This window comes from Sabulicella rubraurantiaca (genome assembly GCF_017355885.1).
GTDB lineage: Bacteria > Pseudomonadota > Alphaproteobacteria > Acetobacterales > Acetobacteraceae > Roseococcus > Roseococcus rubraurantiacus.
This window is the reverse complement of record NZ_JAFEUU010000002.1, coordinates 106,027-132,423: the sequence shown is the minus strand read 5'-3', so window position 1 is coordinate 132,423 and position 26,397 is coordinate 106,027. Positions and strand designations below refer to the sequence as shown.

General features: G+C 73.3%; 20 protein-coding genes. 13 read left to right on the top strand and 7 right to left on the bottom strand.

Going from position 1 to position 26,397, the window contains the following annotated elements:
• Positions 1–18 precede the first annotated feature (18 nt).
• On the top strand, positions 19–5,058 hold the full coding sequence (locus tag JTJ31_RS04600) for an alpha-2-macroglobulin family protein (RefSeq protein WP_207537443.1): 5,040 nt from the start codon (positions 19–21) through the stop codon (positions 5,056–5,058).
• Here JTJ31_RS04600 and JTJ31_RS04595 read toward each other — a convergent pair.
• The 5 genes from JTJ31_RS04595 to JTJ31_RS04575 form a co-directional block, all read right to left on the bottom strand.
• Positions 5,033–7,744: a glycosyltransferase gene (locus JTJ31_RS04595; RefSeq protein ID WP_207537442.1), complete on the bottom strand. Its 2,712-nt coding sequence runs from the start codon at positions 7,742–7,744 to the stop codon at positions 5,033–5,035. The genes JTJ31_RS04600 and JTJ31_RS04595 overlap by 26 nt on opposite strands.
• 2 nt (positions 7,745–7,746) lie before the next feature.
• Positions 7,747–10,299 (bottom strand): glycosyltransferase family 4 protein, encoded by a 2,553-nt coding sequence (locus JTJ31_RS25160; RefSeq protein WP_207537441.1) that lies wholly within the window; start codon positions 10,297–10,299, stop codon positions 7,747–7,749.
• A 31-nt stretch (positions 10,300–10,330) separates the two neighbouring features.
• Positions 10,331–11,128 carry an SDR family NAD(P)-dependent oxidoreductase gene (locus tag JTJ31_RS04585; protein WP_207537440.1) on the bottom strand — a complete coding sequence of 266 codons (798 nt, stop codon included), beginning with the start codon at positions 11,126–11,128 and terminating at the stop codon, positions 10,331–10,333.
• Entirely contained in the window at positions 11,128–12,078 is a 951-nt protein-coding gene (locus tag JTJ31_RS04580) for a Bug family tripartite tricarboxylate transporter substrate binding protein (RefSeq protein ID WP_207537439.1), read from the bottom strand. Before JTJ31_RS04580 ends, JTJ31_RS04585 begins: the two co-directional genes overlap by 1 nt.
• 96 nt (positions 12,079–12,174) lie before the next feature.
• Positions 12,175–13,086 carry a DUF2125 domain-containing protein gene (locus tag JTJ31_RS04575; RefSeq protein WP_207537438.1) on the bottom strand — a complete coding sequence of 304 codons (912 nt, stop codon included), beginning with the start codon at positions 13,084–13,086 and terminating at the stop codon, positions 12,175–12,177.
• Between the two features lie 44 nt (positions 13,087–13,130).
• Here JTJ31_RS04575 and JTJ31_RS04570 point away from each other — a divergent pair, with 44 nt between their 5' ends.
• Positions 13,131–13,661: a gamma-glutamylcyclotransferase gene (locus tag JTJ31_RS04570; RefSeq protein WP_207537437.1), complete on the top strand. Its 531-nt coding sequence runs from the start codon at positions 13,131–13,133 to the stop codon at positions 13,659–13,661.
• 13 nt (positions 13,662–13,674) lie between these two features.
• Here JTJ31_RS04570 and JTJ31_RS04565 read toward each other — a convergent pair whose 3' ends face one another.
• On the bottom strand, positions 13,675–14,694 hold the full coding sequence (locus tag JTJ31_RS04565) for an A/G-specific adenine glycosylase (RefSeq protein WP_207537436.1): 1,020 nt from the start codon (positions 14,692–14,694) through the stop codon (positions 13,675–13,677).
• Here JTJ31_RS04565 and JTJ31_RS04560 point away from each other — a divergent pair.
• The 10 genes from JTJ31_RS04560 (at position 14,693) to JTJ31_RS04515 (ending at position 25,064) form a co-directional block, all read left to right on the top strand.
• Positions 14,693–15,247, top strand: a complete 555-nt coding sequence (locus JTJ31_RS04560; RefSeq protein WP_207537435.1) for a DUF721 domain-containing protein — start codon at positions 14,693–14,695, stop codon at positions 15,245–15,247. The two genes, JTJ31_RS04565 and JTJ31_RS04560, sit on opposite strands and share 2 nt — an antisense overlap.
• A 56-nt stretch (positions 15,248–15,303) precedes the next feature.
• The gene (locus JTJ31_RS04555) at positions 15,304–15,903 is read left to right on the top strand and encodes a DsbA family protein (RefSeq protein ID WP_207537434.1); all 600 of its coding nucleotides are present in this window, start codon (positions 15,304–15,306) and stop codon (positions 15,901–15,903) included.
• Positions 15,904–15,995: 92 nt separating this feature from the next.
• Positions 15,996–19,922 (top strand): AAA family ATPase, encoded by a 3,927-nt coding sequence (locus JTJ31_RS04550; protein ID WP_207537846.1) that lies wholly within the window; start codon positions 15,996–15,998, stop codon positions 19,920–19,922.
• A 94-nt stretch (positions 19,923–20,016) separates the two neighbouring features.
• Positions 20,017–20,319 carry an AtpZ/AtpI family protein gene (locus tag JTJ31_RS04545; RefSeq protein WP_207537433.1) on the top strand — a complete coding sequence of 101 codons (303 nt, stop codon included), beginning with the start codon at positions 20,017–20,019 and terminating at the stop codon, positions 20,317–20,319.
• Between the two features lie 24 nt (positions 20,320–20,343).
• Positions 20,344–21,099 (top strand): F0F1 ATP synthase subunit A, encoded by a 756-nt coding sequence (locus JTJ31_RS04540; protein ID WP_207537432.1) that lies wholly within the window; start codon positions 20,344–20,346, stop codon positions 21,097–21,099.
• A 51-nt stretch (positions 21,100–21,150) separates the two neighbouring features.
• Complete coding sequence (locus JTJ31_RS04535; protein ID WP_207537431.1) at positions 21,151–21,375, top strand: ATP synthase subunit C family protein; 225 nt, start codon at positions 21,151–21,153, stop codon at positions 21,373–21,375.
• 68 nt (positions 21,376–21,443) lie between these two features.
• Complete coding sequence (locus tag JTJ31_RS04530; protein ID WP_207537430.1) at positions 21,444–21,938, top strand: F0F1 ATP synthase subunit B family protein; 495 nt, start codon at positions 21,444–21,446, stop codon at positions 21,936–21,938.
• A complete protein-coding gene (locus tag JTJ31_RS04525) occupies positions 21,938–22,426 on the top strand; it encodes a F0F1 ATP synthase subunit B family protein (RefSeq protein WP_207537429.1) in 489 nt (162 codons plus the stop codon). The genes JTJ31_RS04530 and JTJ31_RS04525 overlap by 1 nt, the downstream gene beginning before the upstream one ends.
• Positions 22,427–22,549: 123 nt before the next feature.
• Positions 22,550–24,130 carry an ABC transporter substrate-binding protein gene (locus JTJ31_RS04520; RefSeq protein WP_236019888.1) on the top strand — a complete coding sequence of 527 codons (1,581 nt, stop codon included), beginning with the start codon at positions 22,550–22,552 and terminating at the stop codon, positions 24,128–24,130.
• A gap of 25 nt (positions 24,131–24,155) precedes the next feature.
• On the top strand, positions 24,156–25,064 hold the full coding sequence (locus tag JTJ31_RS04515) for a cation diffusion facilitator family transporter (protein ID WP_207537428.1): 909 nt from the start codon (positions 24,156–24,158) through the stop codon (positions 25,062–25,064).
• 4 nt (positions 25,065–25,068) lie between these two features.
• Here JTJ31_RS04515 and JTJ31_RS04510 read toward each other — a convergent pair whose 3' ends face one another.
• Positions 25,069–25,407 (bottom strand): multidrug DMT transporter permease, encoded by a 339-nt coding sequence (locus JTJ31_RS04510; RefSeq protein ID WP_207537427.1) that lies wholly within the window; start codon positions 25,405–25,407, stop codon positions 25,069–25,071.
• A gap of 83 nt (positions 25,408–25,490) precedes the next feature.
• Between JTJ31_RS04510 and JTJ31_RS04505 the strand changes: the two genes are divergently transcribed.
• The gene (locus JTJ31_RS04505; RefSeq protein WP_207537426.1) at positions 25,491–26,336 is read left to right on the top strand and encodes an AAA family ATPase; all 846 of its coding nucleotides are present in this window, start codon (positions 25,491–25,493) and stop codon (positions 26,334–26,336) included.
• The last annotated feature ends 61 nt before the right edge of the window (positions 26,337–26,397 follow it).

Genomic DNA, 26,397 nt, shown 5'->3' with positions numbered 1-26,397 from the left:
GGGCGGGAGGGCAAGGCGATGCGATTGTTCCGGTGGTGGCTGGGGCTCCTCCTGTTCTGGCCGGTCATGGCGGGCGCGTTCGACCTGCCGGGCCTTTCCCGCGACAGCGAGACCTACCGCACCACGCTGGAGCGACGCTTTCCCGCCGGCGGCACGCCCCAGGCCCGTGCTGCGGCCGAGTCGCGCATCGCCGCCGCGGAACGCCGAAACGACCCCGCCGCCCTGGCCGCGGCTCTGGAGGAGCGCGTGGCGCTGGGCGATGCGACCCCCGCGCAGTGGCTCGCCCTGGCGAGGGCCCAGCTTCGCCGCACCCCGCCCGAATCGGCGCGCGCCCTTTCCGCCGCTTGGCAGAACTTCCTCGCCGTGCCGGGCGGGGAGGCGGAAATCCCGTCGCTTCTCGTCATCGCCGAGGCGCTGGGGCGGCTGGACCGGCAGGTGCAGCGCATCGCGGCGCTGGAGGCGGTGGTGCAGCGCGCCCCCGGCATGCCGCAATACGCGGAGGCCCTGCGCGAGGCGCGCCGCGCCGCCGGCCTGCTTGTCACCCGGATGAACACGGAGCCCGAAGCCGAGCCGGCGCGCGCCTGCCTGGGCTTCACCGTGCCGCCCGCGCGCCGCACCGATTGGAACCCCGCCGACTGGGTGCGGGCCGAACCGGCGCTGCCCGGCCTCGCCGTGACCCGCGAGGGGGACCAGATCTGCGCCGTGGGGCTGCCGCATGGCCAAGCCACGCGCCTCGTCCTGCGCGCCGGCTTGCCGGGGGAGGACGATATGCGCCTCCTGCGCGACACGCCGGTGACGATCCGCATGCCGGACCGCCTGCCGCGATTGGCTTTCGACAGCCGCGCCTTCCTCCTCCCGCGCGGGCAGGCGGCGCGGGTGCCGCTCGGCGTCCTGAACGTCACGGCGGCACGGCTGCAGGTGCTGCGCGTCACCGAACGCTCCCTGGTGCCGCTGGGGCGGGACTGGCAGCTGGGCCAGGAGCTGCAATCCTGGGCTGCCGAGAATGTGGCGGAGAATTGGGGCCGCGAGCTCTGGTCCGGCGCGGTGGAGATTCCTCGCGGCCCGGTCAACCAGTTGCAGCGCCTAGCCCTGCCGCTGCCGCCGGGAATGGAGGCTCCCGGTCTCTATATCCTGCTGGTCCGGTCGTCGGACGGCACGCGGCCGGTGGCGGCAGCGCAGGCAGTGATCGTCACCGATCTGGGGCTGACGGCGTGGCGCGGCGCCGGGGGGCTGGCTGTGCAGGCGCGGCGCCTGTCCAGCGCGCGGGCCGAGGCCGGGGTGCGCGTCATGCTGCTCGCCCGTTCCAACGAGGTGCTGGCCGAGGCGCGCACCGATGCGGAAGGCGTCGCGCGCTTCGCCGCGCCGCTGCTGCGCGGCGCGGGCGGGATGGAGCCCGTGGCGCTGCATGCCGAGACGGCGGAGGAACTCGTCCCGCTCGACCTGACCGCCGCCGCCTTCGACCTGTCCGACCGAGGCGCCGAGGGGCGGCCGCATCCCGGGCCGCTTGATGCCTTCCTCTACACCGATCGCGGCATTTACCGGCCCGGAGAGACGGTCCATGCCGTGGCGCTGCTGCGCGACGCCTCGGACACGCCCGCCACCCTGCCGCTGCGCCTCCGGCTGCGCCGCCCGAACGGGCAGGTAGCGGCGGAGCATGTGCTCCAGGATGGCGCCGCCTTGGCCATCCCTATCCCCAGCGCGGCCCCCTCCGGCCAATGGCGGCTGGAGGCGCTGTCCGACCCCGCCCTGCCGCCCATCGGCGAGGTGCAGTTCCGCGTGGACGCCTTCGTGCCCGAGCGTCTGGCGGTAGAGGTGGGGCCGGCGCCCGGTCCGCTCGTGCCCGGCCAGAGCCTCGCCGTGCCGCTCACGGCGCGCTTCCTGTATGGCGCGCCCGGCTCCGGCCTTCCGGGCTCGGCGGAGCTTCGCCTCACGACGCGGCGCGATCTCGCCCGGCACCCCGGCTTCGCCTTCGGGTTGGAGGAGGAGGAATTCGCCCCCGATCTGGTGACGCCCGAGCTCGGCGAAACGGATGCGGAGGGCCGCGCGACGGTGGAGATCGCGCTGCCCCGCGCGCCCGACACCACGCGTCCGCTTTCCGCCACGCTTTCCGTGCTGCTGGAGGAGCCGGGAGGCCGCGCCAGCCAGGCCGCGCCGCTGGAAATCCCGGTGGCGGCGCCGGCGCGCCTCGTCGGCATCGCCGGGCCGCGCGCGGTGGATGCAGATGCGGAGGCGGCGTTCTCGCTTCTCCTCACCGACGCCGCCGGCGCGCCGGTCGCGGGCGCGCTGGCGGTCCGGCTGGTGCGGGAACGGCCCGATTGGCGCATCGTGCTGCGCGGCGGCACGCCCCGCTACGAGACGGTCTGGACGGATGAGGCGGTGGATTCCGCGACGCTGCGCGTCTCAGGGTCGGAGCCGGCGCGCTTCGCCCGCCGCCTCGGCTTCGGCCGCTACCGGCTGGAGGCGCGTGAGCAGGGCGGTTTGGCCATCGCCTCCTTCCGCTTCCGCGCCGGCTGGGTGGCGAGCGAAAGCGCCGAGGTTCCGGACAAGGTGGATGTCTCCGCCGACCGCCCGTCCTACGCGCCGGCCGCGACTGCGCGACTGCGCCTGGACGCGCCCTTCGCCGGCATCGCCTCCGTTGCCGTGCTGACCGACCGCCTGGTTTCGGTGCGCGAGGTGGAGGTGGCGCCGGGCGGCGCGGAGGTGGAAATCCCGGTGGATGCCGCCTGGGGCGCCGGGGCGCACGTTGCGGTGACGGTGCATCGTCCCGGCACGGCCACGAATGGCACGCCCGCCCGCGCCCTCGGCCTCGCCTGGCTGCAGCTGGACCCGGCTGCCCGCCGGCTGGAGGTGGTGGTGGAAGCGCCTGAGCGCGCCCGCCCGCGCACGCGCATCGAGGTGCCGGTGCGTGTCTCCGGCGCGGAGGGGCCGGTGCGCCTCACCCTCACGGCGGTGGATGAGGGCATCCTGCGGCTGACGCGCTTCCGCTCGCCCGACCCGCTGGCGCATTTCACTGCGCGCCGGGCGCTGGGCACCGATATTCGCGACGATTATGGCCGCCTGATCCTCCCGACGGAAGGCGAGGCGGCAGCGCTGCGCCAGGGCGGCGACGAGTTCGGCCCGCCCGGCGCGCTCCAGGTGCCGCAGCGCACCGTGGCGCTCTTCTCCGGCGTGGTGGAGGCGGGGCCGGATGGCGTCGCCCGCATTCCGCTCGACCTTCCCAACTTCGCCGGCGAGTTGCGGCTGATGGCCGTGGCCTGGTCTGGCGGGAAGCTGGGTGCCGCCAGCCGTCCCATGACCGTGCGAGACCCCTTCCTGGCCGAGGCGGTGCTGCCGCGCTTCCTGGCCCCGGGCGACGAGGCGACCGTGCCGGTGCTGCTGCACAACCTCGAAGGCCCCGAGGGCGAGGTGGTGGCGGAGGTGACGGCGGAAGGGCCGCTTGCCCTCGCTGGCGATTCGCGGCTCTCGGCGCGCCTCGCGGTGGGAGCCCGCGCCCTGCCCAGCGTGACGCTGCGCGCCAGCGGGGCAGGGGAGGGGGTGCTGCGCCTCACCGTTGCCGGGCCGGACGGATTCCGGGCGGAACGCGAGGCGCGGATCACCCTGCGTTCCTCCCGCGCCGCCGTGACCGCCGTCGCCACGCTGGAGGTTGCGCCCGGCGAAACCCGGCGCATTGCCCCCGCCACAGAGCGCTTCGTTCCCGGCTCCTGGCGCGCCGGCGCGCTGATCGGCACGCCGGTTCGCTTCGACGCGGCGGGGATGCTGCGCCTCCTCTCGACCTATCCGCTCGCCTGCCTGGAGCAATCATCCTCTCGCGTCCTCGCCCTAGCGGCGGCGACGCAGGAGGGGGTGCCGCAGCCGGCCTTGCAGGGTGCGGTGGAGGCGGTGCTGTCGCGCCAGCGCTACGACGGAAGCTTCGGCCTCTGGTCCGCTCAGGGCGAGCCGGAATTCTGGACCGGCGCCTATGCGACGGAGGCGCTGCTGCGTGCCCGCGCTGCCGGTGCGGCGGTGCCCGAGGCGGCGCTGAACGCGGCATTAGATTCGCTCTCCACACTGCTGGAGGAGACCAGTGCCGACACGCCGGAGGAATTCGCGGCGCAGGCGGCACGGCTCCATGCGCTTTCCCTGGCCGGGCGACCGCGCCTCGGCGCGGCTCGGCGGCTGATGGAGGGGCTGGACCAGCTGCCGACGCCGCTCGCCCGCGCACAGCTCGGCGCCGCCTTCGCCCGCGCCGGGGATCGCGAGCGGGCGGAACGCGCCTTTGCCGCCGCGCTCGCCGCCCCAGCGCGGCGCGACTGGCTCTATGATTACGGCTCCGCCGCGCGCGATGCCCTGGCCGTGCTGGTCCTCGCGCGCGAGGCCGGGATGGACCTGCCTGCCGCTCGGGACCGGCTGCCGGGTCCGGAGCTGACGCCCGAACGCGCCTCGACCCAGGAAGCGGCCTGGGCGGTGCTGGCGGCCGCCGCGCTGGGCCGCGACGCGCGGCCGGTCCGTGCGACGCTGGATGGCGCCCCTGCCGGGCGGCGCGTGGAACTCACCGGCCCCGCCGAGCTCCGCAACAGGGGCGAGGCGCCACTGCCCGTGCTGGTCTCGACGGGCGGCATCCCGGCGGACCCTCTGCCCGCCGGGCGGGCCGGCCTCACGGTGCGGCGGCGCTTCCTCACCCTGGACGGCACGACCGCCTTGAACCTGGACTCGCTGCGGCGCGGGCAGGATTTCCTGCTGGTGCTGGAGGCGCGGGCCGAGACGGGGCAGCGCCATCTCGCGCTGATCCAGCAGGGGCTGCCGGCCGGGTGGGAGATCGTGGCGCGGCTCGGCCCCGGCGCCGTTCCCGGCCTGGGCGAATTGCCTGAGCCCGACGCCGTCCCGGCGCTGGATGACCGCGTCGCCGCCGCCTTCACCTTCACGCCGAACGGGCGCGAGTTCCGCATGGCCGTGCGGCTGCGCGCGACGACGGCGGGGCGGTTCGAGCTGCCGGGGGCAGAGGTGGCCGACATGTACCGCCCGGCGATCTTCGCGCGCGGGGCGGTGGGCCGGATCACGGTGGCGGCGCCATCACCCTGAGCCGGGCGGCGCTGCCCGGCCAATCGGGCGTCGCCACGCCTTCCGCCAAGGCGAGGCGGCGCAGGGCGGGGTCCGCGCTCATCAGCGCATCGCCGGGGCCGATCACCGCCTCGGCATCCTCGGGCGGCGGTGCTTCGAGGCCCAGCGCGTCAAAGGCCCAGCCATGGGCGGAGACGATGCGTCCGCCCTCCAGCCGGCACGGCTCGGGCCGCCGTCCGGGCGCGCCGCGCCGCAGCGCCTCCAGCAACTCGCCGCGCGGCTGCAGGGCGATGTCGAGCCAGAGCCGCGGCTGGCGCGGCGGAGCGGGAGCTACGCGCAGCACGGCGCGGGCCAGCGCCTCGCCCGCCGGACCGGCTGCCCGGCGCGGCAGGGAGATGTGGCGCAGCGCCGCTTCGGGACCGGGCCTCGCATAGGCGTCCTCGATCACCGCCTCGTAGAGCGCGGCGATGCGAGCCGGGGAGAGTTCCTCCAGCGCCCATTCGCGCCCGCGCCGGCCCCGTTCGGGCTCCGCCCGTGCCTGGAGGATCGCCGCGCGCAGCGCCTCCGCCTCCGGTGGGTCGGGCAGCAGCAGCGCCACATCGGGCGGCAATTCGCCAAAGGAGCCAGCGCTGTTCACCACCAGCGGCAGCCCGGCCATCAGCGCATCCATCGCGGCGCCGGAGGTCTCGCCCCGGCTGTCCCCGCGCAGCTGGACCGCCACATCGGCGGAACCGAGCCAGAGGAGGTATTCCTCGCGGCTCAGCCGTCCCGTTACCTCTGCGCCCGGCGGCGCCTCGCCCGGCAGGGCATCGCCCGCGAAGACGAGGCGCGCGCCAGGGATGCCCGACACCGCCTCCATCAGCAGCGCGGGGAGCTTGCGCCGCGTCACCAGGCCAAAGCTCACCACCAGCGTCGCCGTTGCAGGGAGGCCCAGCGCGGCCCGCGCCGCCTCTCGCCCCGGCGGGTCGAAGCGCGCGCGTAGATGCGGGATGCGTCGTAGGGTGGAGGTGGCGGCGCGGCCATGCGCAACGCGCAGCAGCCGCGTGGCGTGATCGGAATGGACGACGACGCGCAGCGCCTGTTCCAGCACAGGCAGCGCGCCCGTGCCCGGCTCGAACAGCGCGGGATAGCCTTCCGCCTCGACACGCCGCGCCACGCCGCCGATCCAGGCCTGAAGGTCGGGCAGCGCGGCATCGTGCAGCGTCACCACCGCCGGCACGTGCGGCAGCACATGCAGCAGCGCCCCGGCATGGAGGGGGTTGTTGCCCATCTGAACCAGCACCCGGTCAAAGCGCCGTGCCTCGTCGGGCAGACGTGTTTCAGACAGGAAGGGGAACCGGCCTTCCAGCGCATCACCCAACGGCTCGGCACTCACCAGCGTCACGGCGTAAGGCGCGGAGAGCGCCTCAACCAGTTCGGCGGCATGGTCGGCAACGCCGGAGGCGGCAGGCGGGAAGGGCGAGACGAGGGCAAGGGAACGGCGGCGCTTCGGCGCAGGGCGCGGCGCCATCTCCTCCAGCGCATCCCAGGCGCGCTCCGCCACGCCATGCCAGGAGAACTCGGCCGCACGCCGACGCCCATATGCCGCGAGGTCGGCGCGGGCCGCCTCGTCCCCCAGCCAGAAGCGCAGCCGCTCCGTCAGCGCCGCCGCGTCCTGCGGGTCGAACAGCGCATCGGCGCGGGTGATGACCTCGGGCAGCGCGCCGGCGCGGCTGGCGATGACCGGGGCACCGCAGGCCATCGCCTCCAGCACCGGCAGGCCGAATCCCTCGGCGATGGAGGGGAAGACCATCAGGGTGCAGGCCGCGTAGAGGCCCGGCAACGCCTCGTCGGGCACGAAGGGCAGGGCGACGGCCTCGTGCGTGCCCAGCCCCGCCTCGGCATAGAGGGCGCGCAGATGGGCGTGGTTGGTGTGGCCGATCGCCAGCATGTGGCGTGCCCGCACCGCCTCGGGCAGGGCGGCATAGGCCTGGATCAGCAGGCGCTCATTCTTGCGCAGGTCGCCCGCGCCCATGAACAGGATGAAGCCCGGCCGCAGGCCGAAGCGTCCCGGCAGGCCAGGATCGAGATGCTCGGGCGGACGGAAGCCGGGCGATACGCCACCGCCGATGACCGGCAGTGCCTCGGGCGGGAGGGGCAGGAAGCGCCGCCCCTCCTCGCGCGTCGCCTCGCTGATGCAGAGCAGGCGGTCGCAGCGCGACGCCTCCTGCACGCAACGCGCATACCACGGGCGCAGCCCGGCCGCGCGCCATGCGCCGTCGAGGTAGAGGGGGCGCAGCGAGAGCGGGATCAGGTCATAGAGCGTGGCGGCGGTGGCGGGGCGCTCCCATTCCTCCGGCCAGGTCGAGACGGCGTCACGATCCCACCCTTCGAAGATGGAGGAGATGTGGAGCACGTCGCAGCGCGCGGCGATCACCGCCTCGGCCCGCAATGCCTCGGCAGCGCGACGCAGCGGGTGATGCGGGTCATTTCCCGCCGCCGCTCCCCGTGGCGCGCGCCAACGCAGGATGTTGCCCGGCCCAAGCACGGGGGCGAACTCCTCCGCCAGGGCGGCGGCGCTTTCGGCCAGGGCGGTGTTCAGCAGCAGCCGCACATCGTTCCCGCGCGGGGTGCGCAGCATGGCCCGCGCCAGTTCCAGCGAGTAGCGCCCCAGCCCGGCATGGCGCGAGGCGCCCTGCGCCCCTTGCAGGTCGAGAAGCAGACGCATCCTTAGCCCGCGAGGCGGCGTGCCCAGCGCCCGGCCTCGCCCGGCGGCAAGGGCGCGTCCTCGGCCCCTTCCAGCGCGGCGATGCGCTCGGCGAGGGGCAGGGCGGCGGGGTGCGCCTCCAGCAGCGCGAGGCGGCCGGGAAGATCGGATTCCGCTGCCCAGGCCAGGAAGACCGGCCGCGCGCCGTCAAGCGAGAGGCGCACCACCCCGTCCTCCCCAGGCAGGACGGATTGCCGGCGCGGCGCCTCCTCCCCCGCCACGCCGAGCAGCAGGTGGATGCGTTCTCCGGCGAGTGCGTCGGGACGGAAGGCGATCGTGTCGCGCGCAGGCGCGAGGGCGGCCCAGAGCGCGGCGTCGCCCGGCACCACCGCCCGGCCGCGTGCGAGAGGCGGAGCCCCTTCCGGCAGCAGGGCGAGGCGGCGCAGCCCCATCCGGACCGGACGCCCATCCTCGGCATCGGGCGGGGCGTCCAGCGAGCCGGACAGGCGCAGCCGCACCAAGCCTTCGCCCCCACGCCAGTCGAGCGAAAGCGCCATTCCGTCGGTTAGCGGCAAGGAAGGGGCGTCATCCAGCGCCACGCGGTTGTCCAGCGCCCAAGGCCGTGCGGCGAAGCTCAGGACCAATCGCCCTGGCGGGGCGGAGATCCGCAGCGCCGCGGCGCGCCCTGCCACCCAGGCCACGTCGCCGGATGGCGGCTCGAAGCCAGGGCCGAGCAGGGCTGCCAGGGCAGGGAAGCCGAGATCGGCGCCTTCCGCCAAGGGTGGCGCGGCGGCAGGGGGTCGAGGCGCGGCGGCCTTCAGGCACTCCTCGAAGGCGCGGCGGAAATCGCGCCCCACATCGTCCCAGTCGCGCGGCTGGAAGCCTTGGGCGATGCGCGCCCGCTCCCTCGCCAGCGCCTCTGGGCTTTCGGCCCAACGCCGCACCGCCTCCGCGATGGTGCGCGGCGAATATGGGTCGAGCGGCGGGGCGAAGCCGGAGCCAGCCTCGGGCGTCGCGCCTTCGGGGCTGGCGAGGCAGGGCGTGCCCAGCGCAAGGGATTCGCCCACCGGCAGGCCCCAGCCCTCGGTGAAGGAGGGGAAGACGGTGAAGGCGGCCTCTCGGTAGAGCGATGCCAGTTCCGGGTCGGAAATCCCGTGCAGCATCCGGATGCGCCCGCCGAGGAACCCCGTCGCCTCCAGCTGTGCCAGCAAGTCGCCGACGCGCCAGCCGGGCCGCCCGACGCAGACCAGGGGCGGCGGCTCCGCCCCCTCCTCCAGCAGGATCTTCCAGGCCTGGAACAGGGCAAGGTGGTTCTTGCGGCTCTCGATCGTCCCCACACAGAGCACGAAGGGCCTGCTGCGCAGATCGGCCAAGGCAGCGGGCCAGCCTTCCGCCACCGCGTCGGAGAAGCGATGGGCGAGCGGCACGGCGCGCACCGGCACATCCGGCGCACCGCGCTCGGCCAGGGCGCGGCGCATCCCCGCCGCCGTATACTCCGAGATGGCCAGCGCGAATTCCCAGCGCGGCGCGCCCTCGTCCAGCGCCTGCCGGAACCCGGCCACCGTTCCCGCGTCCGTGTGCTCGGGGTGGGTGAGGGGGATCAGGTCATAGGCCATCATGCCCAGCCGCAGCCCTCGCGCACGCAGCCCATCCAGCAGTGCGGTCGCCCCGACGAGGAACCAGAAGGCGCCGAGCGTCAGGAAGGAGCGCGCAGAATCGAGATGCGTCGCGCGCCCGCCATCCAGCGCCGCTTCCACCAGGGCGCGGGCGCGGCCGGTGTCGTGCGCCTCCTCCGTCGCGTAGCGCAGCAGGGCGCGGAGATCGTCCGGCGCCAGGGTCCAGATCGGGCCGAGAGGGGCTTCCAGCGCCACGAAGCGCCAGCGTTCCGGCTCCTCCGCCAGCAAATAGGCGCAGATGCCGATCTGCACGCGCTGGATGCCCGTCGCACGGCCCGTGGCGCGCAGCATGTTCAGCAAATCCGTCACGTCGAGCAGATGCGGCGGGCCGGGCTGGCCCTCCGCCTCGGCGATGCGCCCCGCCTCGCGCAGCACGTGCCAGCGGCGGCGGGTCGGCGTGGTCTGGAACTCCGCCTCCAGCGCCGCGAGGTCGGGGCCGGGCGAAGGGCGCGGCTTCGCGCTGCGGGCCGGGCGGGCGGGGCGCTCGCCCATCCGCTCCAGCTCCAGCGCCGCGTGGTTCACCGGGGCCAGGGCGTCGGACAACCCATAGGCCTCGCGCGCCTCGTCGAGCCGGCCTTGCAGTTTCAGCGCGTGGCCGAGCTGGAGCGGGATGTCGTGATCCTCGGGCCGCATCGCCATGGCGCGGCGATAGGCGGATTCCGCGCTCAGCAGGTCGCCGCCTTCCTTCAGCATGTGACCCAGCTGGACGAGGATGCCGGCATCCTCCGGCTCGCGCTCCAGATGCGCGCGGTAATGCCGCGCCGCCTCCGACCAGTCGCGCCGGTCGCGCGCCGCGTCGCCCATGTCGCGCGGCGGGGTCTCGGGCGGCGGGCTTTCCGGCGCAGGCGCCTCGGCCGAGCGGCGCCGCGCGCCGAGGAAGTTCTGGAGAAGCCGGATCACCGGCCCGTTCTAGGATGGGTGGCGCGCCGCCTCAACGCGTCATCAGCGTCAGCCCGCCATCCACGACGATCTCCGCCCCCGTGACGTATTTCGCTTCGTCGGAGGCTAGGTACAGTGCGGCATAGGCCACGTCCCAGGCATCCCCCATGCGGCCCATGGCGGGCTGCGCGTTGCGCTTTGCCACGATGGCGGCCACGTCGCCGCCCGTGCGCTGGCCGGCGAGGCGCGCCTCCACCAACGGCGTGTGCATCAGCCCCGGCACCACCACGTTGCAGCGTATGCCATGCGGCGCGTAGCGAACCGCGATCATGCGCGACAGCGCCATGACGCCCGACTTGGAGGCGGCATAGGCCATGAGGTCGGTGCCGATGTGACGCAGCGCCGCGACGGAGGAAAGGTTCACGATCGCGCCGCCACCCTGCTCGCGCATCAGCGGCAGCACCGCGCGCGTCGAGAGGTGGACGTAGTGGAGATTGTGGTGGAACTGCGCGTGCCACGCCTCGGGCGTCAGTTCCTCCGGCCCGCCGGGGACGGAGCCACCCACGTTGTTCACCAGGATGTCGATGCGGCCGAAGGCGGCGACCGTCGCATCCACGACGCGCTTCACCTCCTCCTCCTTCGTCACGTCAGCGGCGAAGGCGAGGGCCTGCCCGCCCTCCTTCGCGATCAGCGCGGTGGTTTCCTCTGCCGCCTCGATCCGCAGGTCCATGCAGACGCATTGCGCGCCTTCGCGCGCGAAAAGCAGCGCCATGGCGCGGCCATTGCCGATGCCGTCGCCCACCGATCCGGCGCCGAGGATGAGGGCACGCTTCCCCGCGAGGCGCCCCATCAGCCCTGCCTCCACGGCGTCTCGGACCAGAATCGTCGCCAGCCGCGTTCCTCCTCGCGCAGTCGCGCGAACCAGGGATCGCCCACTTCGTTCTTCACCTCGCAGAAGCGCTGTTCAACGGCGCGGGTGAATTCGGGGTCGGCCATGGTCTGGGCCACTGCGTCGCGGATGCGTACCAGGATGGGGGCGGGGGTGGCGGCTGGCATGACGAGGCCGCGTTCGCTCGCCATCTCGACCGGAATGCCCTGCTCGCGCAGCGTCGGCAGGTCGGGCGCGAAGCGGGAGCGGCGCGGCCCGGCCTGGGCCAGCAGCCGCACGCCCTCCGGATTGGCCAGCAAATAGCCCAGGTTGAGGCCCGAGGCCTGGATCTGCCCCGCCATCATCGCGGTGCGGATCTGCGGGTCGCCGGCGAAGCCCACGTGGTTGAAGCGCACCCCCGCCGCGCGCTGGAGCAGGAACATCAGCAGGTGGTCATCCGTGCCGATGCCGGGCGTGCCGAAGGAGACGGATTCCGGTTCCCGCCGCACCCGTTCCATCAGCCCCACGAAGTCTCGCACCGGGCTCGCGGCCGGGACGGACACGGCGGAAGGGTCGGTGACCACGTTCGCCACCGGGGCGAAATCTTCCAGCTTGAACTGCGCCTGCCGCTCGATCGGGATGGTGAGCAGGCCGGGCATGTTGGTGGTGCCGATGACGTGGCCGTCCGGGCGCGACCGGGCGACGGCGGCCAGCGCCACCTCGCCCCCCGCGCCGGGCCGGTTCTGCACCACCACCGGCACGCCGAGCCTCGGTTCCAGGAAGCGCGCCAGCAGCCGGGCATCGAGGTCGGTGGCGCCGCCGGCGACGAAGCCCACCACGATCTCGACCGGGCGCTCCGGCCGCCACCCCTGGGCAAGGGCCGGGGTGGCGAGGAGCGGCAAGGCCAGTATGGCGCGTCGCGTGGCTGTCATGGATGGATCCTCCCTTGGCGGCGCCGGTGCTTCAGACCCGGCGCTTTTGGGAGGGCAGCTTAGGCACCGCGCGCGGCGCCTGTCATGGGGTGGGCTTCAGCGCCAAGCCACCGCCGGGAAGGTCGCAACGGAAAACCGCGCCGCCGAGAGCCGCCCGCCCCGCAGATCCCAAGGCACGTCGAGGCGCGGCGCCCCGCCCCCTTCCGGCGTCCGCGCGCCGATCTGCGCCACGATGGAGAGCGAGGCGGCGGCGCCCGGCGGCAGCATACCGGCATCGCGCAGCACGCGCACGCCCTCGACCGGGTTGACCAGGGCGAGGCTGCCGCGCCCTTCGGGCTGCAAGCCTGGGTCCAGCGCGATGGTCCCTGTCGCCTCGATCGCGGCTTCGCCGCGCCGCGCTTCGAGCCGAACGATCTGCACCTGGCCGCCGGCGGTGCGGAACGCCTCGGGCGAGGAAAGCGGCGCGTCAGACCGCAGCAGGGCGGACACCAGATCCAGCTGGAGCGGCCCGTTCCGCGCCCCCTCCGCGGTCGCGGTGAGCTGCCGGTCGCGCCAGCGCAGGGCAACGCGCCGCGCCTCCACCGTGCCCAGCGCCACCCCTTCCCCCAGCCAGAGCAGGTCGGAGCCGTCGAGCGCGGCGCGGCCTTCCAGATCCGCGGCGCGCAGCGGGGTCCAGTCTCCCCCCGCGCGCAACGCAATCGCGCCGCCGGGCGAGAGCAGCGCGGTCCGCGGCTCCCAGGGCAGCACGGTGACCGAAAGCCGCTCGGCACGCACGCCCAGCCCGAGCGGGGAGGCGGCTTCGAGATCCGGCAGGGTCACTTCCGGCCGCCAGGGTAGGGGGCCGCGAAGTGGCGCGCCATGGGTGATGCGCCAGCCCTCGGCGCGGCGGGCTTCTGCCCAGGCTTCTACCCCGCGCTCCATCCTCCCCAGCACCGCCTGCCAGGCGAAGGCGCCGCCGCCCCCCAGCAGGATGAGCAGCAGGAGAAGGAAAGGCCATTTTCTCGACATGGGGTTGGGGTTAGACCGGCATAGGTTCCTCCGCAAAGCGCCGCATGTCCGAATTGCACGTCTTCGCTTATGGCTCGCTGATCTGGCGGCCAGGCTTTCCCTTCGTTTCGCGTGAGCCAGCCTTGCTGCGCGGCTTCCATCGCCGCTTCTGCCTCTGGTCGCGCCTGTATCGCGGCACGCCGGAGCGGCCGGGCCTCGTGCTCGGCCTCGATCGCGGTGGCTCCTGCCACGGCGTCGTGTTCCGCGTCGCGCCCGAGCATGCAGCGGAGACGCTCGCCTATCTCGACGCGCGGGAGAATCCGAATGGCGAGACGGTTTATCACCGCCGCCTCCTGCCCGTGCGCCTCGCCTCCGGCGCAATGATCCGCGCCGTGACCTACGTGGCCGACCGGGCCCACCCCGCCTATGCGCGTCCCTGCCCGGACACGGCGGCGCGGGTGATCGGCGCCGGGGTCGGGCAGGCGGGATCGAACCGCGACTACCTGCTGAACACGCTGCAGCAGCTGCGCGAACTGGGGCTGCGCGACTCCGGCCTGGAAGGCATCGCGCAGCGCCTGGCCGCCAGCCCGGGCTGACCCGGCGCGCCGGTCACAGAAGGTCGAGCAGCTTCCGCATCGCGCCCGGCAGAATGACCTGCGCGCGGTCGAGGGCGACCGGTTCCAGCCCCTCGGGAATCGCATCGGCATCGGCACGCCACAGCCGCATCGAGAGGTCGCGATGGGTGAAGCCGTGCCGCGCCTCGCCGGGACAGGGGTGCCAGGGGGCCGGAGCGGGGGCATGGGACAGCGCCTCCGCCTCCTCCCAGGGTTCGGCGCGCCAGGGCGTGCCGGGCAGGGCGGGCATCCCGCCAAGCAGCCCGCCCTCGGGCCGGCGGAGCAGGCCGATCCGCCCCTCGCGGTCCAGCAGCGCGAAATGCACGCCGAAAATCGCGCCCCGCGCCGCCTTGGGCGCCTTCACCGGCAGCGTGTCCTGGATGCCCAGCCGGTGTGCCTCGCATTCATCCCGCCAGGGGCAGAGGGCGCAGGCGGGGCGGCGGGGGGTGCAGATGGTCGCGCCCAGATCGAACAGCGCCTGGGCGAAATCGCCCGGCCGCGCCCTTGCCTCTGCCTGCTCCATGAAGCTCGCGGCGCGGCGAGAAATCTCGGGCCGCGAGTGGGGCAGGGGGGTCTCGATGGCGAAGACGCGCGACAGCACCCGCTCCACATTGCCGTCCACCGGCACGACCGGCTCATTCAGGGCGATGGCGGCGACGGCGGCCGCGGTATAGGCGCCCACCCCTGGCAATTCCCGCCACCCGGCGGCATCGCGCGGCCAGCCCTTCGCCGCGATCTCCTTGGCCGCGGCATGGAGGTTCCGCGCCCGGGCATAGTAGCCCAGCCCGGCCCATTCCTCCGCCAGCTCGGCCCAATCCGCCGCGGCAAGGCTTCCGACATCGGGGAAGCGCGCCAGGAAGCGGGCATAGCGTGGACCCACGGCCGCCACGGTGGTCTGCTGAAGCATGACCTCGCTGACCCAGATGCGGTATGGATCGGGGGCGGGCGCGTCGCGCCAGGGCAGTCGGCGACGATGCCGGTCATACCAGTGAAGGAGGGATTCGGCGCGCGCCATGGCAGGGGACAACACGGAAGACGCGGCCCCGTCCAGAGGGGTGTTCAGCAAGGACCTGAAGCCGCTCGGCGCGCCGGTCCGCCCGGCCCGGGCCACCATCCCCCTCGCGCCCTCCATTCCGGAGCGGAGCTTCCGCACGCTGGAACTGGGCGCGCTGATCCCGCGCCTGACCCGGCCCAGCTTCCGCCGCCGCTCGCCGGAATCCGCGCAGATCCTGGCCGACTGGCCGAACCTAGCCGGCCCCTCCCTGGCCGCGATGGCCGAGCCGGTGCGGCTCTCTGCCGGCACGCTCACCCTGGCCTGCACCGGACCGGCTGCGATGGAGATCGGCCTGATGGCCCCGGTCATCGTGGAGCGGCTGAACGCCGCCCTTGGCCGCCCGGCCATCCGCAAGCTGGCCTTTGTGCAGCGCGCCCCGCGCCTTGCCCCGCCCCCCCGCCCGGCGAAGCCGGAGCCCGGCCCCGTGCCCGAGGCGGTGCGGGACCTGCCGGAGGGCGAGCTGCAGGCCGCCCTGGCCCGGCTGGCGCGCGGCGTCCTCGCCCGCCGGCCGTGATCGCTGGACAGCCCTCGCCCCCTGCGTCAGATGTTCCGCCGAATTGGAGGCCCCCGATGACCCTCTCCCGCCGTTCCCTCGCTGCCCTAGCCGTGGCGCTTCCCGCCGCCCCCGCCATAGCCCAGCAGGATCCCCGCCTCGCCGTGCGCGAGACCGGGCGTGCCGACGCGCCCGTGGTGGTGCAGGAATATTTCTCCCTCACCTGCGGGCATTGCGCCAATTTCCACAACAACGTGTGGCCCGAGGTGAAGAGCAAGCTGGTCGAGCCCGGCCGTGTCCGCCTCATCTGGCGCGACTTCCCGCTGGACGGCGTCGCCCTCGCCGCCGCCTGCATCGCGCGCTCCCTGCCCGCCGATCGCTATGAGGGCTTCATCACCATCCTGTTCCAGACCCAGAACCGCTGGGCCTACGCCGAGGGACGGCAGCTGGAGGAGCTGGCGCGCCTCGCCTCCATGGCCGGGATGTCGCGGCCTGACTTCGACAAGGCCGTGGCCGACGAGGCGCTGCGCCGCGCGGTGTTCGAGCAGCGTCAGGAAGCGGTGCGCCGCTACAACATCACGGCGACGCCGTCCTTCCTGTTCAACTCGCGCCTGCACACGGGCGGGCTCGATTTCGCCCGCTTCCAGCAGGCCGTGCAGGACGCCCCGCGCGCGTGACCGAGGGGACCACCCACCCCGCACCAGTCCCGGAGGAGGGCGAGGCCCAGGCGGAGGCCGAGCGCCGCCGGCTTTCGGCCACCCTCACCGGGCTGCGCATCGCCGGCTTCAAGTCCTTCGCGGAGCCGGTGCAGGTGCCGGTGCTGCCGGGGCTGACGGGGGTGGTCGGTCCCAATGGCTGCGGCAAGAGCAACGTGGTCGAGGCGCTGCGCTGGGCCATGGGCGAGAGCAGCGCCCGGTCGCTGCGCGGCGGCGAGATGGACGACGTCATCTTCGCCGGCACCGCCACGCGCCCGGCGCGCAACCTCGCCGAGGTGACGCTGAACCTGGAGGATGCGGAGGGCGTCGGCCCGGCGCCGCACGACAAGTCGCCGCAGCTGGAGGTGATCCGCCGCATCGAGCGCGGCTCCGGCTCCGCCTACCGGGTGAACGGGCGGGAGGTGCGGGCACGAGACGTCCTGACCATGTTCGCCGACCTCGCCTCCGGTCCCCGCTCCTCCGGCATGGTGTCGCAGGGCCGCGTCGCGGCGCTGATCGGCGCCAAGCCCGAGGAGCGGCGCGGCGTTCTGGAGGAGGCGGCCGGCATCGCCGGCCTGCGCGCCCGCCGCCATGAGGCGGAGCTGAAGCTGCGCCAAGCCGAGGCCAATCTCGGCCGCTCGGAGGATTTGCTGGCGCAGCTGGCGCAGCAGGGGGATTCCCTGCGCAAGCAGGCGCGTCAGGCCGCGCGCTACCGCAACCTGAACGATCTGGTCCGCAATGCGGAGGCGGAATGGTTCGCCCTGCTGGTCGCCCGTGCCGAGGCAGCCCTCGAATCCGCCCGCGCCACGCTGGCCGAGCGGGAAGGGACGCTGCGCGGCGCGGAAGCCGCCGCTGCCTCTGCGATCGCCGCCGCCGAGCGGGCCGAGGCCGCCCTGCACGATCCGCGTGCGGAGGAAGGCCTGGCCCGCGCCCTGCTGGAACGCCGCCGCGTCGAGGCGGAAGGCTTGGCTGCCGAGGCGGAACGCGCCCGCCTTGCCCTGGAGGAGGCGGAAGCCGCCCTCGCCGCGCTGCGCGAGGATGCTGCGGACGCGACGCGGCTGGAGCAGGACGCCGCCGCCGCCGGAACGCGGGCGCAGCGCGAGGAGGCGGGGCTGGCCTCCGCCCTCGCCACGCTGCCGGCACGGCTGGAAGCGGCGGAAGCGGAGGCCGCACACCTCGCCGAAGCGAGTTCCGTCGCCGAGGGACGCCTGCACGAGCGCACGGAAGCCGCCGCCGCCCTCGCAGCCCAGGCCAATGCGCTCGCGGCGGAGCTGGGCTTGGCCGAAAGCCGTGCCGCCCGAGCCCGGACCCGCCGCGCGGAGGCCGAGGCGGCGCTGGCGCGCGCCGAGGCTGATGCCGTGCCCGAAGCGGCGCTGGAGGGAGCCGCCGCCGCCACCGCCACCGCCGAGGAAACCCTCGGCCGCTGCCGGGCCGCGCTGGAAGCCGCCGAGCGCCGCCGCGCCGAGGCCGGGGAGCGCGCCGCCGAGGCCCTGCGCCTCGCACGCGCCGCCGAAATGGAGCGCGGCGCCGCTGAGCGCGCCCGTGCCGCGGCCGCGCAGCGCCGCACCGCCCTGGATGCCCGCGCCCGCGCCCTGGAGGCCGAAGCGGCGCGCCTGCCCGTCGCCGAGCCGCCCGAACCGGTGGAACGCGAGGCCGCCGCGGCCGTCGAGGCGCGGGCCGAGGCCGAATCCCGCCTCGCCGCGGCCGAAAGGGCACGGGACGAAGCAGCGAAGGAGTCGCGCGCCGCACGGGAAGCGGCGGAAGCCGCCCGCGCCGCCCTGTCGCGCCTCACCGCCGAATGCGAGGGGCTGCGCGCCGCCACGCAAGGCGGCAGCGAGGCCGAGCCCATCGCCCGCACCCTCACCATCCCCGAAGGGCTGGAAGCCGCGCTGGGCGCGGCGTTGGGCGAGGGGTTGGAAGGCGGGCGTGGGGCAGGAAGTCGCTTCTGGCGCGCCCTGCCGCCGCTGGAGGACGCTCCGCCCCTGCCGGCGGGCGCGCAGCCTTTGGCGGCGCTGGTGGAGGCCCCGCCGGAATTGTCGCGCGCCCTGGGCCAGATCGGGCTGGTGGAGGACGGGGCCGCCACTCAGGCCGCGTTGCGTCCGGGCCAAGCCCTGGTGTCGCGCGAGGGCGCGCTGTGGCGCTGGGATGGGTTCGTGCTGGCGCCGGGCGCCGCCGCCTCCGGTGCTGCACGGCTCCAGGCCCTGGCCCGGCTGCGCCAAGCTGAGGCCCGCCGCGCCGCCGCCGCGCCCGAGGCCGAGCAGGCCGAGTCCCGCCGCGCCGAGGCCGCGTCCCACGAAGCGGCGACGCTGCGCGAGGCCGACGCCGCCCGCCGTGCTCGCGACGAGGCCGAGCGCCGCGCCCGCGAGGCCGAGCGCCGCGCCGCCGAAGCCCGCGCCCGCCACGACGCTGCCGCCCGCCGTCGCGCCGAGCATGAGGGCACCGCAAGCCGTCTCGCCGCCGAACGGGAGGAGGCCGAGGCCGCTTGGCGCGAGGCGGAGGCCGCTTGGCAGGCCGCGCCCGCCCGCCCCGACACTGAAGCCGCCGCCACCCTGGCCCGCGAGGGGGAACGCGAGGAGCGCGAAGCCCGCGCCGCGCGTGGCGAGGCCGAGGCAGCACTGGCCCGGGCCCGTTCCGCCGAGGCCGCGCTGCGCAGCCGTGCCGCCGCCGCCGCCGCCCAGCACGCCGCCCTTGCCCCGCAGCGCGAGGCGCTGGCCCAGGAAGCGGCGGAGGCCGAATCCGCCCTGCTGGCCGCTCGCGCCGCCCGTGCCGCCCTGCCGGACCTTGCCGCTGCGCGCGCCGCAGTGGAGGCAGCGCGGCTGGAATTGTCGGAGGAGCGCGGGCGCGAGGCCGAAGCGCGCGGTCGCGCGGCCACGCTGCGCGTCGAGCGCGAGGCGCTAGAAGCCCGCCGCGAGGCCGCCGTCGCGGAGCGCGCCGCCTGGGCCGCCCGCCTCGCCGAGGCCGGGACGCGTCGGGCCGCTCTGGAAAACCGCACGGAAGCGGCGCTGCGCCGGCGCGACGCCCTGCTTCGGGCGCCCGAGGAAGTCGCCGCGCGCTCGGAGGCCGCCGCCCGCGCCGTCGCCGCCGCCGAAGAGGCGCAGACCCGTGCCCGCGCCGCGCTGGAGGAGGCCGAGACCCGCGCCCGCGCCGCCGCGGAGGCGCGCCGCGCCGCCGAGGCCGCCCTGGCCACCGCGCGCGAGGGGCGCCTCCTGGCCGAGGCGGCGCTGGGTTCCGCCACGCAATCCGGCCAATCCTTGGCCACGCGCATCCTCGAGAAGCTGGGCGAGGAGGCGGAGCTTCCCGACCCGCCCGAGGACCTGTCCGACGCCGCCGAGGAACGCGCCCGTCGCCGTGCCGAGCGCCTGTCCCGCGAGCGGGAGGAGATGGGCCCCGTCAACCTCCGCGCCGAAGTGGAGCTGGAGGAGCTGGAGGCGCGCATCGCCGCCACCCATGCGGACCGGGAGGAGATCGCCGCCGCCATCGCCAAGCTGCGCGGCTCCATCGGCCACCTGAACCGCGAGGCGCGGGAGAGGCTGCGCGCCGTGTTCGACCAGGTGGACCGGGAGTTCCGCGCCCTGTTCTCCCGCCTGTTCGGCGGCGGGCGGGCGCATCTGGCCCTGGTCGGCTCGGAGGATCCGCTGGAGGCGGGGCTGGAGATCTACGCCGAGCCGCCGGGCAAGAAGCTCTCCTCGCTCGCGCTGCTCTCGGGCGGCGAGCAGGCGCTGACGGCGCTGTCCCTGATCTTCGCCGTGTTCCGCTGCCACCCCGCGCCCGTCTGCGTGCTGGACGAGGTGGACGCGCCGCTGGACGACGCGAATGTGGAGCGGTTGTGCGATCTTCTCGACGCGATGGCGGAAGGCGGCACGCGCTTCCTGATCGTCACCCATCACGCGCTGACCATGGCGCGGATGCATCGCCTCTTCGGCGTGACGATGCAGGAGCGCGGCGTGTCGCGCCTGCTCAGCGTGGATCTCGGCGAGGCCGTGAAGATGGCCGAGGGTTGAGACGCAACCACTTTGTGGGCGTTACCTTGACAGTCCATTGCCACCCGCATAGACGGCCCCTGCCTCCGGCGGCGTGGATGCAGGAGGAGCCGTGGTGAACGACCGGGACGCCTTCAAGCAACGCCTGGACGCCGCAAGGGCCCGACAGGGCCTGGACCGTGCGACCGGAGCTGATGCTGGCAAGGGTGGACTTCCCGGCGGCAACTGGGGCATCGGCTTCCGGGCCGGCGTGGAGGTCGTCTCCGCGCTGGTGGTGGGTGTGGGGCTCGGCCTCCTCCTCGATCGGTGGCTGGGCACCTGGCCGTGGCTCTTCCTCGTGTTCTTCCTCCTGGGGTCTGCCGCGGGCGTGATGAACGTGTATCGTCTCTTCAACCCCCGGCGGCTTCGCAAGGACTAGGCTCATCTGCTTGGGGGTTGACCGGTGGCGGTAGAAGGCAAGGCGATCGACGCGCTGTCGCAGTTCGAACTGGCCACGACGTTCGGCCCCATCGGCCGGGCCGTGGGCTTCACCCAGTCCAACCTCCACATGCTGATCGCGGGCGCCCTGATCGTCGCGCTGATGGTCATCGGCATGCGCCCCCGCGCCATGGTGCCGGGCCGGCTGCAGTCGCTGGCCGAGAGCGCCTACGGCTTCATAGACGAGATGCTTCTGGCCCAGGTCGGGCCCGAGGGGCGCCGCTTCTTCCCCTTCGTGTTCACGCTCTTCATGTTCGTGCTGTTCGGCAACATGCTGGGCCTGTTCCCCTACGCCTTCACCTACACCAGTCACATCAGCCTCACCTTCACCTTGGCGATGCTGGTCTTCGTGCTGATCACGGTGGTGGCCATCGCTCTGCACGGGAAGCATTTCTTCGGATACTTCTTCCCGGAGGGCGCGCCGCTCTGGCTCGCGCCCATCATCATCCCGGTTGAGATCGTCTCCTACCTGTCGCGTCCGGTTTCCCTCTCCATCCGTCTCTTCGCCAACATGGTCGCAGGGCACGTGATGCTGAAGGTCTTCGCCACCTTCGTGGTGATGCTGGGCGCGCTGGGGACGCTGGGTCCGCTGCTGTCCATCATGCCACTCGCGATCAACGTGGCGCTGGTGGGCTTCGAGGTGCTGGTCGCCTTCCTGCAGGCCTACGTCTTCGCGATCCTCACCTGCATCTACCTCCACGACGCGGTGCACCTGCACTGAGCGCCCGTCGAGCTGAACCACTCACTTCGTTTCCAAGGAAGGACTGAGACCATGGAAGTCGCCGCCGCCAAGGCCCTCGGGGCCGGTATTGCTGTCATCGCGCTGTTCGGCGTGGGTCTGGGCATCGGGAACATCTTCTCCTCGCTGATCAACAGCGTGGCCCGTAACCCCTCCGCCCGCGACGCCGTGTTCCCGATCGGCATTCTGGGCTTCGCCCTGACGGAAGCCGTCGCGCTCTTCGCGCTGCTGATCGCCTTCCTCATCCTCTTCGCCTGATCCCGCGCCGGGCGGGGCGCCCTTGCCCCGCCCGCGCTGCAGGATTCACGCGACCAGGGGGCCGGGCCATGCCGCAGCTGGATTTCTCCAACCCGTTGATGCTCAGCAAGCTCGTGTGGCTGCTGATCATCTTCGGGCTGCTCTACTTCGTGCTGAAGAACTACGCCCTGCCGCAGGTGGCTGCCGTGCTCGATGAGCGCGCGGCCCGCATCGCGGCCGACCTCAACGCCGCGCGCGACGCGCAGGCGGCGGGTGAGGCCGCGATGGCCGAGCTTCGCGCAGCCACCGCCGCCGCGCGGTCGGAAGCGCAGGCCGCGGTCGCCAGCGCCATTGCCGAGGCAAATGCCAAGGCAGCGGCCGAGGCGGAGGCGATCAACCGGCGGCTCGACGTCCAGGTGGCGGAGGCGGAATCCCGCGTCCGTGCCGCGCGCGACAGCGCCATGGGCGCCCTGCGCGAGGTGGCGCTGGACACGACCCAGGCCATGCTGGCGCGGCTTCGCGTCCAGGCTCCGGCCAATGACGTTGCCGCCGCGGTGGACCGCGCGGCCGGGGGGAGGGGCTGATGCTCGCCGATCCGAAATTCTGGGTCGCCATATCCTTTGTCATCTTCGTGGTGCTCGCCGGCCGCACGGCCTGGCGCACCGTCACGAAGATGCTGGATGAGCGCGCCGCCCGCATCCGCGCCGAACTCGACGAGGCGGTGCGGCTGCGCTCCGAGGCCGAGGCCATGATGGCCCAGGCTCAGCGCGACCGATCCGCGGCCGAGGCCGAGGCGAAGGAGATGCTGGAGCGCGCCCGCGCCGAGGCCAAGCGCCTGGGCGAGTCCGCTGCCGCCGAGGCGCAGGCCGCCGCCCAGCGCCGCGAGCGCATGGCCATGGACCGCATCGCCGCGGCCGAGGCCAGCGCGGTGAACGAGGTGCGGCAAGCCGCCGCCACCATCGCCACCGCCGCAGCCCGCGACGTCATCACCCAGGCCCATACGGCCGAGGCCGATGCGGCGCTGGTGAACGAGGCGATCGCCGCCATCCCGACGGCGCTTCGCGTCGCCTGACGGGGCGCGCCACGCAAGCGAAGAAGGCCGCCCGAGAGGGCGGCCTTTTTCATGCGCGCCCTTCCCCCGGGCGCCCATCCCTCGCTAGCATCCCGAGCGAATCAACGCCTCAGGGATGGCTTTATGCTCCGACGTTTTCTCCTCGCCTCTGCTGCGATGCTGGGCCTTGCCGCTGCCCAGCCTGCCAGCGCCAACGTGTTCCGCTGGGCCAATGACGGAGACGTCAACTCCATGGACCCGTACACGCGGCAGGAGACGTTCCTCCTCACCTTCAACGCCAATATCTACGAGCCGCTGATCCGCCGCGACCGCAACCTCGGTCTGGAGCCGGCGCTCGCCCTGCGCTGGGAGCAGGTGGAGCCGACCGTGTGGCGCTTCCACCTGCGCCAGGGCGTCCGCTTCTCCGACGGCACGCCCTTCAGCGCCGACGACGTGGTGTTCTCCATCGCCCGCGCCCGTGGCCCCGGCTCCAATGTCAGCTCCTTCTTTGCCTCCGTGACCGAGGTGCGGAAGGTGGACGACCACACGGTGGACCTCGTCACCGACGCGCCCAACCCGATCCTGCCGAACCAGCTGACGAGCTTCGGCGTAATGAGCAAGGCGTGGCTGGAGCGCAACAACGCCGCCCGCGTCGCCGACCTCACCTCGCGCGAGGAGAACTTCGCCACCCGCAACGCCATGGGCACCGGCCCCTTCATGCTGCAGTCGCGTGAGCCGGATCGCCGCACCGTGCTGGTGCCGAACCCGAACTGGTGGGACCGGCCGGAGCACAACCTGACCCGCGTCGAGTTCAACGTCATCGCCAATGACGCAACGCGCGTCGCCGCCCTGCTCTCCGGCGAGGTGGACATGGTCTACACCGTGCCGCCGCAGGATATGGACCGGATCCGCCGCACCAACGGCCTCCGCATCATCGAGGGGCCGGAGCTTCGCACCATCTACCTGGGCATGGACCAGCAGAGGGACGAGCTGCTGAAGAGCGACGTGCGCGGCCGTAATCCGTTCAAGGATGTGCGCGTTCGCCGCGCCATGCTGCTCGCCATCGACATGCCGGCGATCCAGAGCCGTGTGATGCGTGGCCAGGCCCGCGTCACCAACCAGATCTTCGGCCCCGGCGTGAACGGCTTCCTGGAGGAGAATGACCAGCGCCCGCGCGTGGACCTCGAAGCCGCGCGGCGCCTGCTGATCGATGCCGGCTATCCCAACGGCTTCGGCGTCACCCTCGACTGCCCCAATGACCGCTACGTAAATGACGAGGCGATCTGCACCGCCATCGTTTCCATGCTGGCGCGCGTCGGCATCCGCGTGAACCTCGCCGCGCAGACCCGCGCGCGCTACTTCGCCGAGGTCAACCCGCCCCGATACAACACCAGCTTCTACCTGCTGGGCTGGACCCCGAACACCTATGACGCGCACAACGCGCTGTACAATCTCGCCGGCACGCGGGACGGGGTGCGCGGCGTGTTCAACAACGGCGGCTACAGCAACCCGCGCTTCGACGAGCTGCTGAACCGGATCGCCGTGGAGACCGACGCGGCGCGCCGGCAGCAGCTCATCACCGAGGCCTCGCGCCTCCTGCAGGAGGACGTGGCCTATATCCCGCTGCATCAGCAGCAGGTGGTCTGGGCTGCGCGCAACACCATCCAGCTGCAGCAGCAGGCCGATAACGGCTTCCCACTGCGCTACGTGCGCGTCGGTCAGTAGCCGGAGGGCGAGGGGAGGGGCCGGCATGTCCGTGACGGTCACGCCAGCGGAGCGGTCGCGCGAGCGGTCGCTCCTCTTCGCCCTCCTCGCCGACGCCTCCATCCTCGTCGTGTTTACGACGGTGGGCGTGCTGTCCGGCTCGCTCTCCGTCCTCGCCGAGACGCTGCGTGGCGCGCTGCTCATGGTGCTGGGCTGGTACAGCCTCTACGTGATGCGGCAGGTCCATCGCGCCGCGCTGCACGACTACGACTACGGCACCGGCAAGGTCGAGCAATTCGCCAATTTCCTGGTCGCGCTTGGGCTGCTGATCGGCGCGGCTTGGCTGCTGTTTCGCGGCATCTCCAACCTCGTCTCGCCGCCCCCGCGCTCCTCCGGGCTTCTGCTGATGGGTGGCGTCGTTTCGGCGGTGAATGTCGTGCTCAACTCCGTCGCCTTCCTGGCGCTGTGGCGCAGCGGGCGGGATGGGGCCTCGGTGGTGATGCGGGGCCAGATCCGCTCGCGCCTGGGCAAGCTGATCGTCTCTGTCCTCGTCACAGTTGCCATCCTGGTCGCCGCCTTCGTCTCCGATCCCGCAGTGGCGCGCCATGCCGACGTGGCGGGCGGGTTCCTGGTGGTGGCGGTGATGGTGGTCATTGCCGCCGGCCTGTTCCGCCAGACCGTGCCCGACCTCCTGGACCGCACCTTGGCGGAGGCGCGCCAGGCCGCGATCAACCGCGTGCTGTCACGCTTCTTCGACCGCTATGACGCGCTGGGCTCCATCCGGTCCCGCCAGTCCGGCGGGCGCGTCCACGTGGAGGTGACGCTCGGCTTCCGGGGCGACCTTCCCTTTGCCGAGGTAGCGGCCACCTCGCGCGAGATTGCCGCGGCGGTGGAGGAGGAGATGCCGGGCGCCGAGGTGGTGGTGCGCCCGGTGCAGCACCCGGCGCTAGCCTAAGAGGTCAGGCCGTCCGGCTCATCAGCCAGACGGCGGCGGCCAGGAACATCCCCAGCACGGACAGGACCATGCTGATGCCGGGCCAGGAGCGGCGGGGCCCGGCCTGAAGCACCAGCGCATTGGCGGCCAGCGAGCCGACGAAGCCCGCGGCGGGCTGCCACCAGGGCAGCTTCCAGAACCCCCACAGCAGCAGCACCAGCCAGATGGTGAAGGCGAAGCGGCCCAGCATCCGGAAGGCTTGGTCGGCGGCCGGGTCGCTGGGGCGCAGCGCCGGGATGGAGGAGCGCGTTTCGATGAAGCCCGCAATGGAAAGGGCGATCAGGGCGGGGAAATAGGCGTCCATGGCGAATCCCGGCTGCGCCCGCCCGGCGCGGAACGCGTCGGGGGGGTGCTTGGCGCAGAAAGCGGGACAGGGAAAGATGCCGCATGGCCCGTTTCCAGAGCACCAGCCGCTACATCGCCTCCCGTGACCTCGAGGTCGCGGTGAATGCCGCCGTCACCCTTCAGCGCCCCCTACTGGTGAAGGGGGAGCCCGGCACGGGCAAGACCGTGCTGGCGCAGGAGATCGCGCAGGGCCTCGGCCTTCCGCTGATCGAATGGCACATCAAGAGCACCACCAAGGCGCAGCAGGGCCTCTACGAATACGACGCCGTGGCCCGCCTGCGCGACGGCCAGCTGGGCGAGGAGCGGGCGCGCGACGTCCGCAACTATATCATCCGCGGCAAGTTGTGGGAGGCCTTCACCCACGAGACGCCGGTCGTGCTGCTGATCGACGAGATCGACAAGGCCGACATCGAGTTCCCGAATGACCTCCTGCTCGAGCTCGATCGCATGCAGTTCCATGTCTACGAGACGCGGGAGACGGTCGAGGCGCGGCACCGCCCCATCGTCGTCATCACCTCCAACAACGAGAAGGAACTGCCGGACGCCTTCTTGCGCCGCTGCTTCTTCCACTTCATCCGCTTCCCCGACCGGGAGACGATGGAGCGCATCGTCCAGGCGCATTACCCGGACGTGAGGAAGGATCTGGCGAGCGAGGCGCTGAACGCCTTCTTCCTCCTCCGTGAGGTGGAGGGTCTGAAGAAGAAGCCCGCGACGAGCGAGCTTCTGGACTGGCTCAAGCTGTTGATGGCGGAGGAGATGCCCCCCGAGGCGCTGCGCACCGCCGACATGAAGGTCGCGCTGCCGCCGCTGCATGGCGCGCTGCTCAAGAACGAGCAGGACGTGCATCTGCTGGAGCGGCTGGCCTTCCTCCATCGCGGGAGGCGCTGAGATTTTCGCCACCTTCCTCCTCAAGCTGCGGGCCGCCGGCCTGCCCTGCTCCCTCACCGAG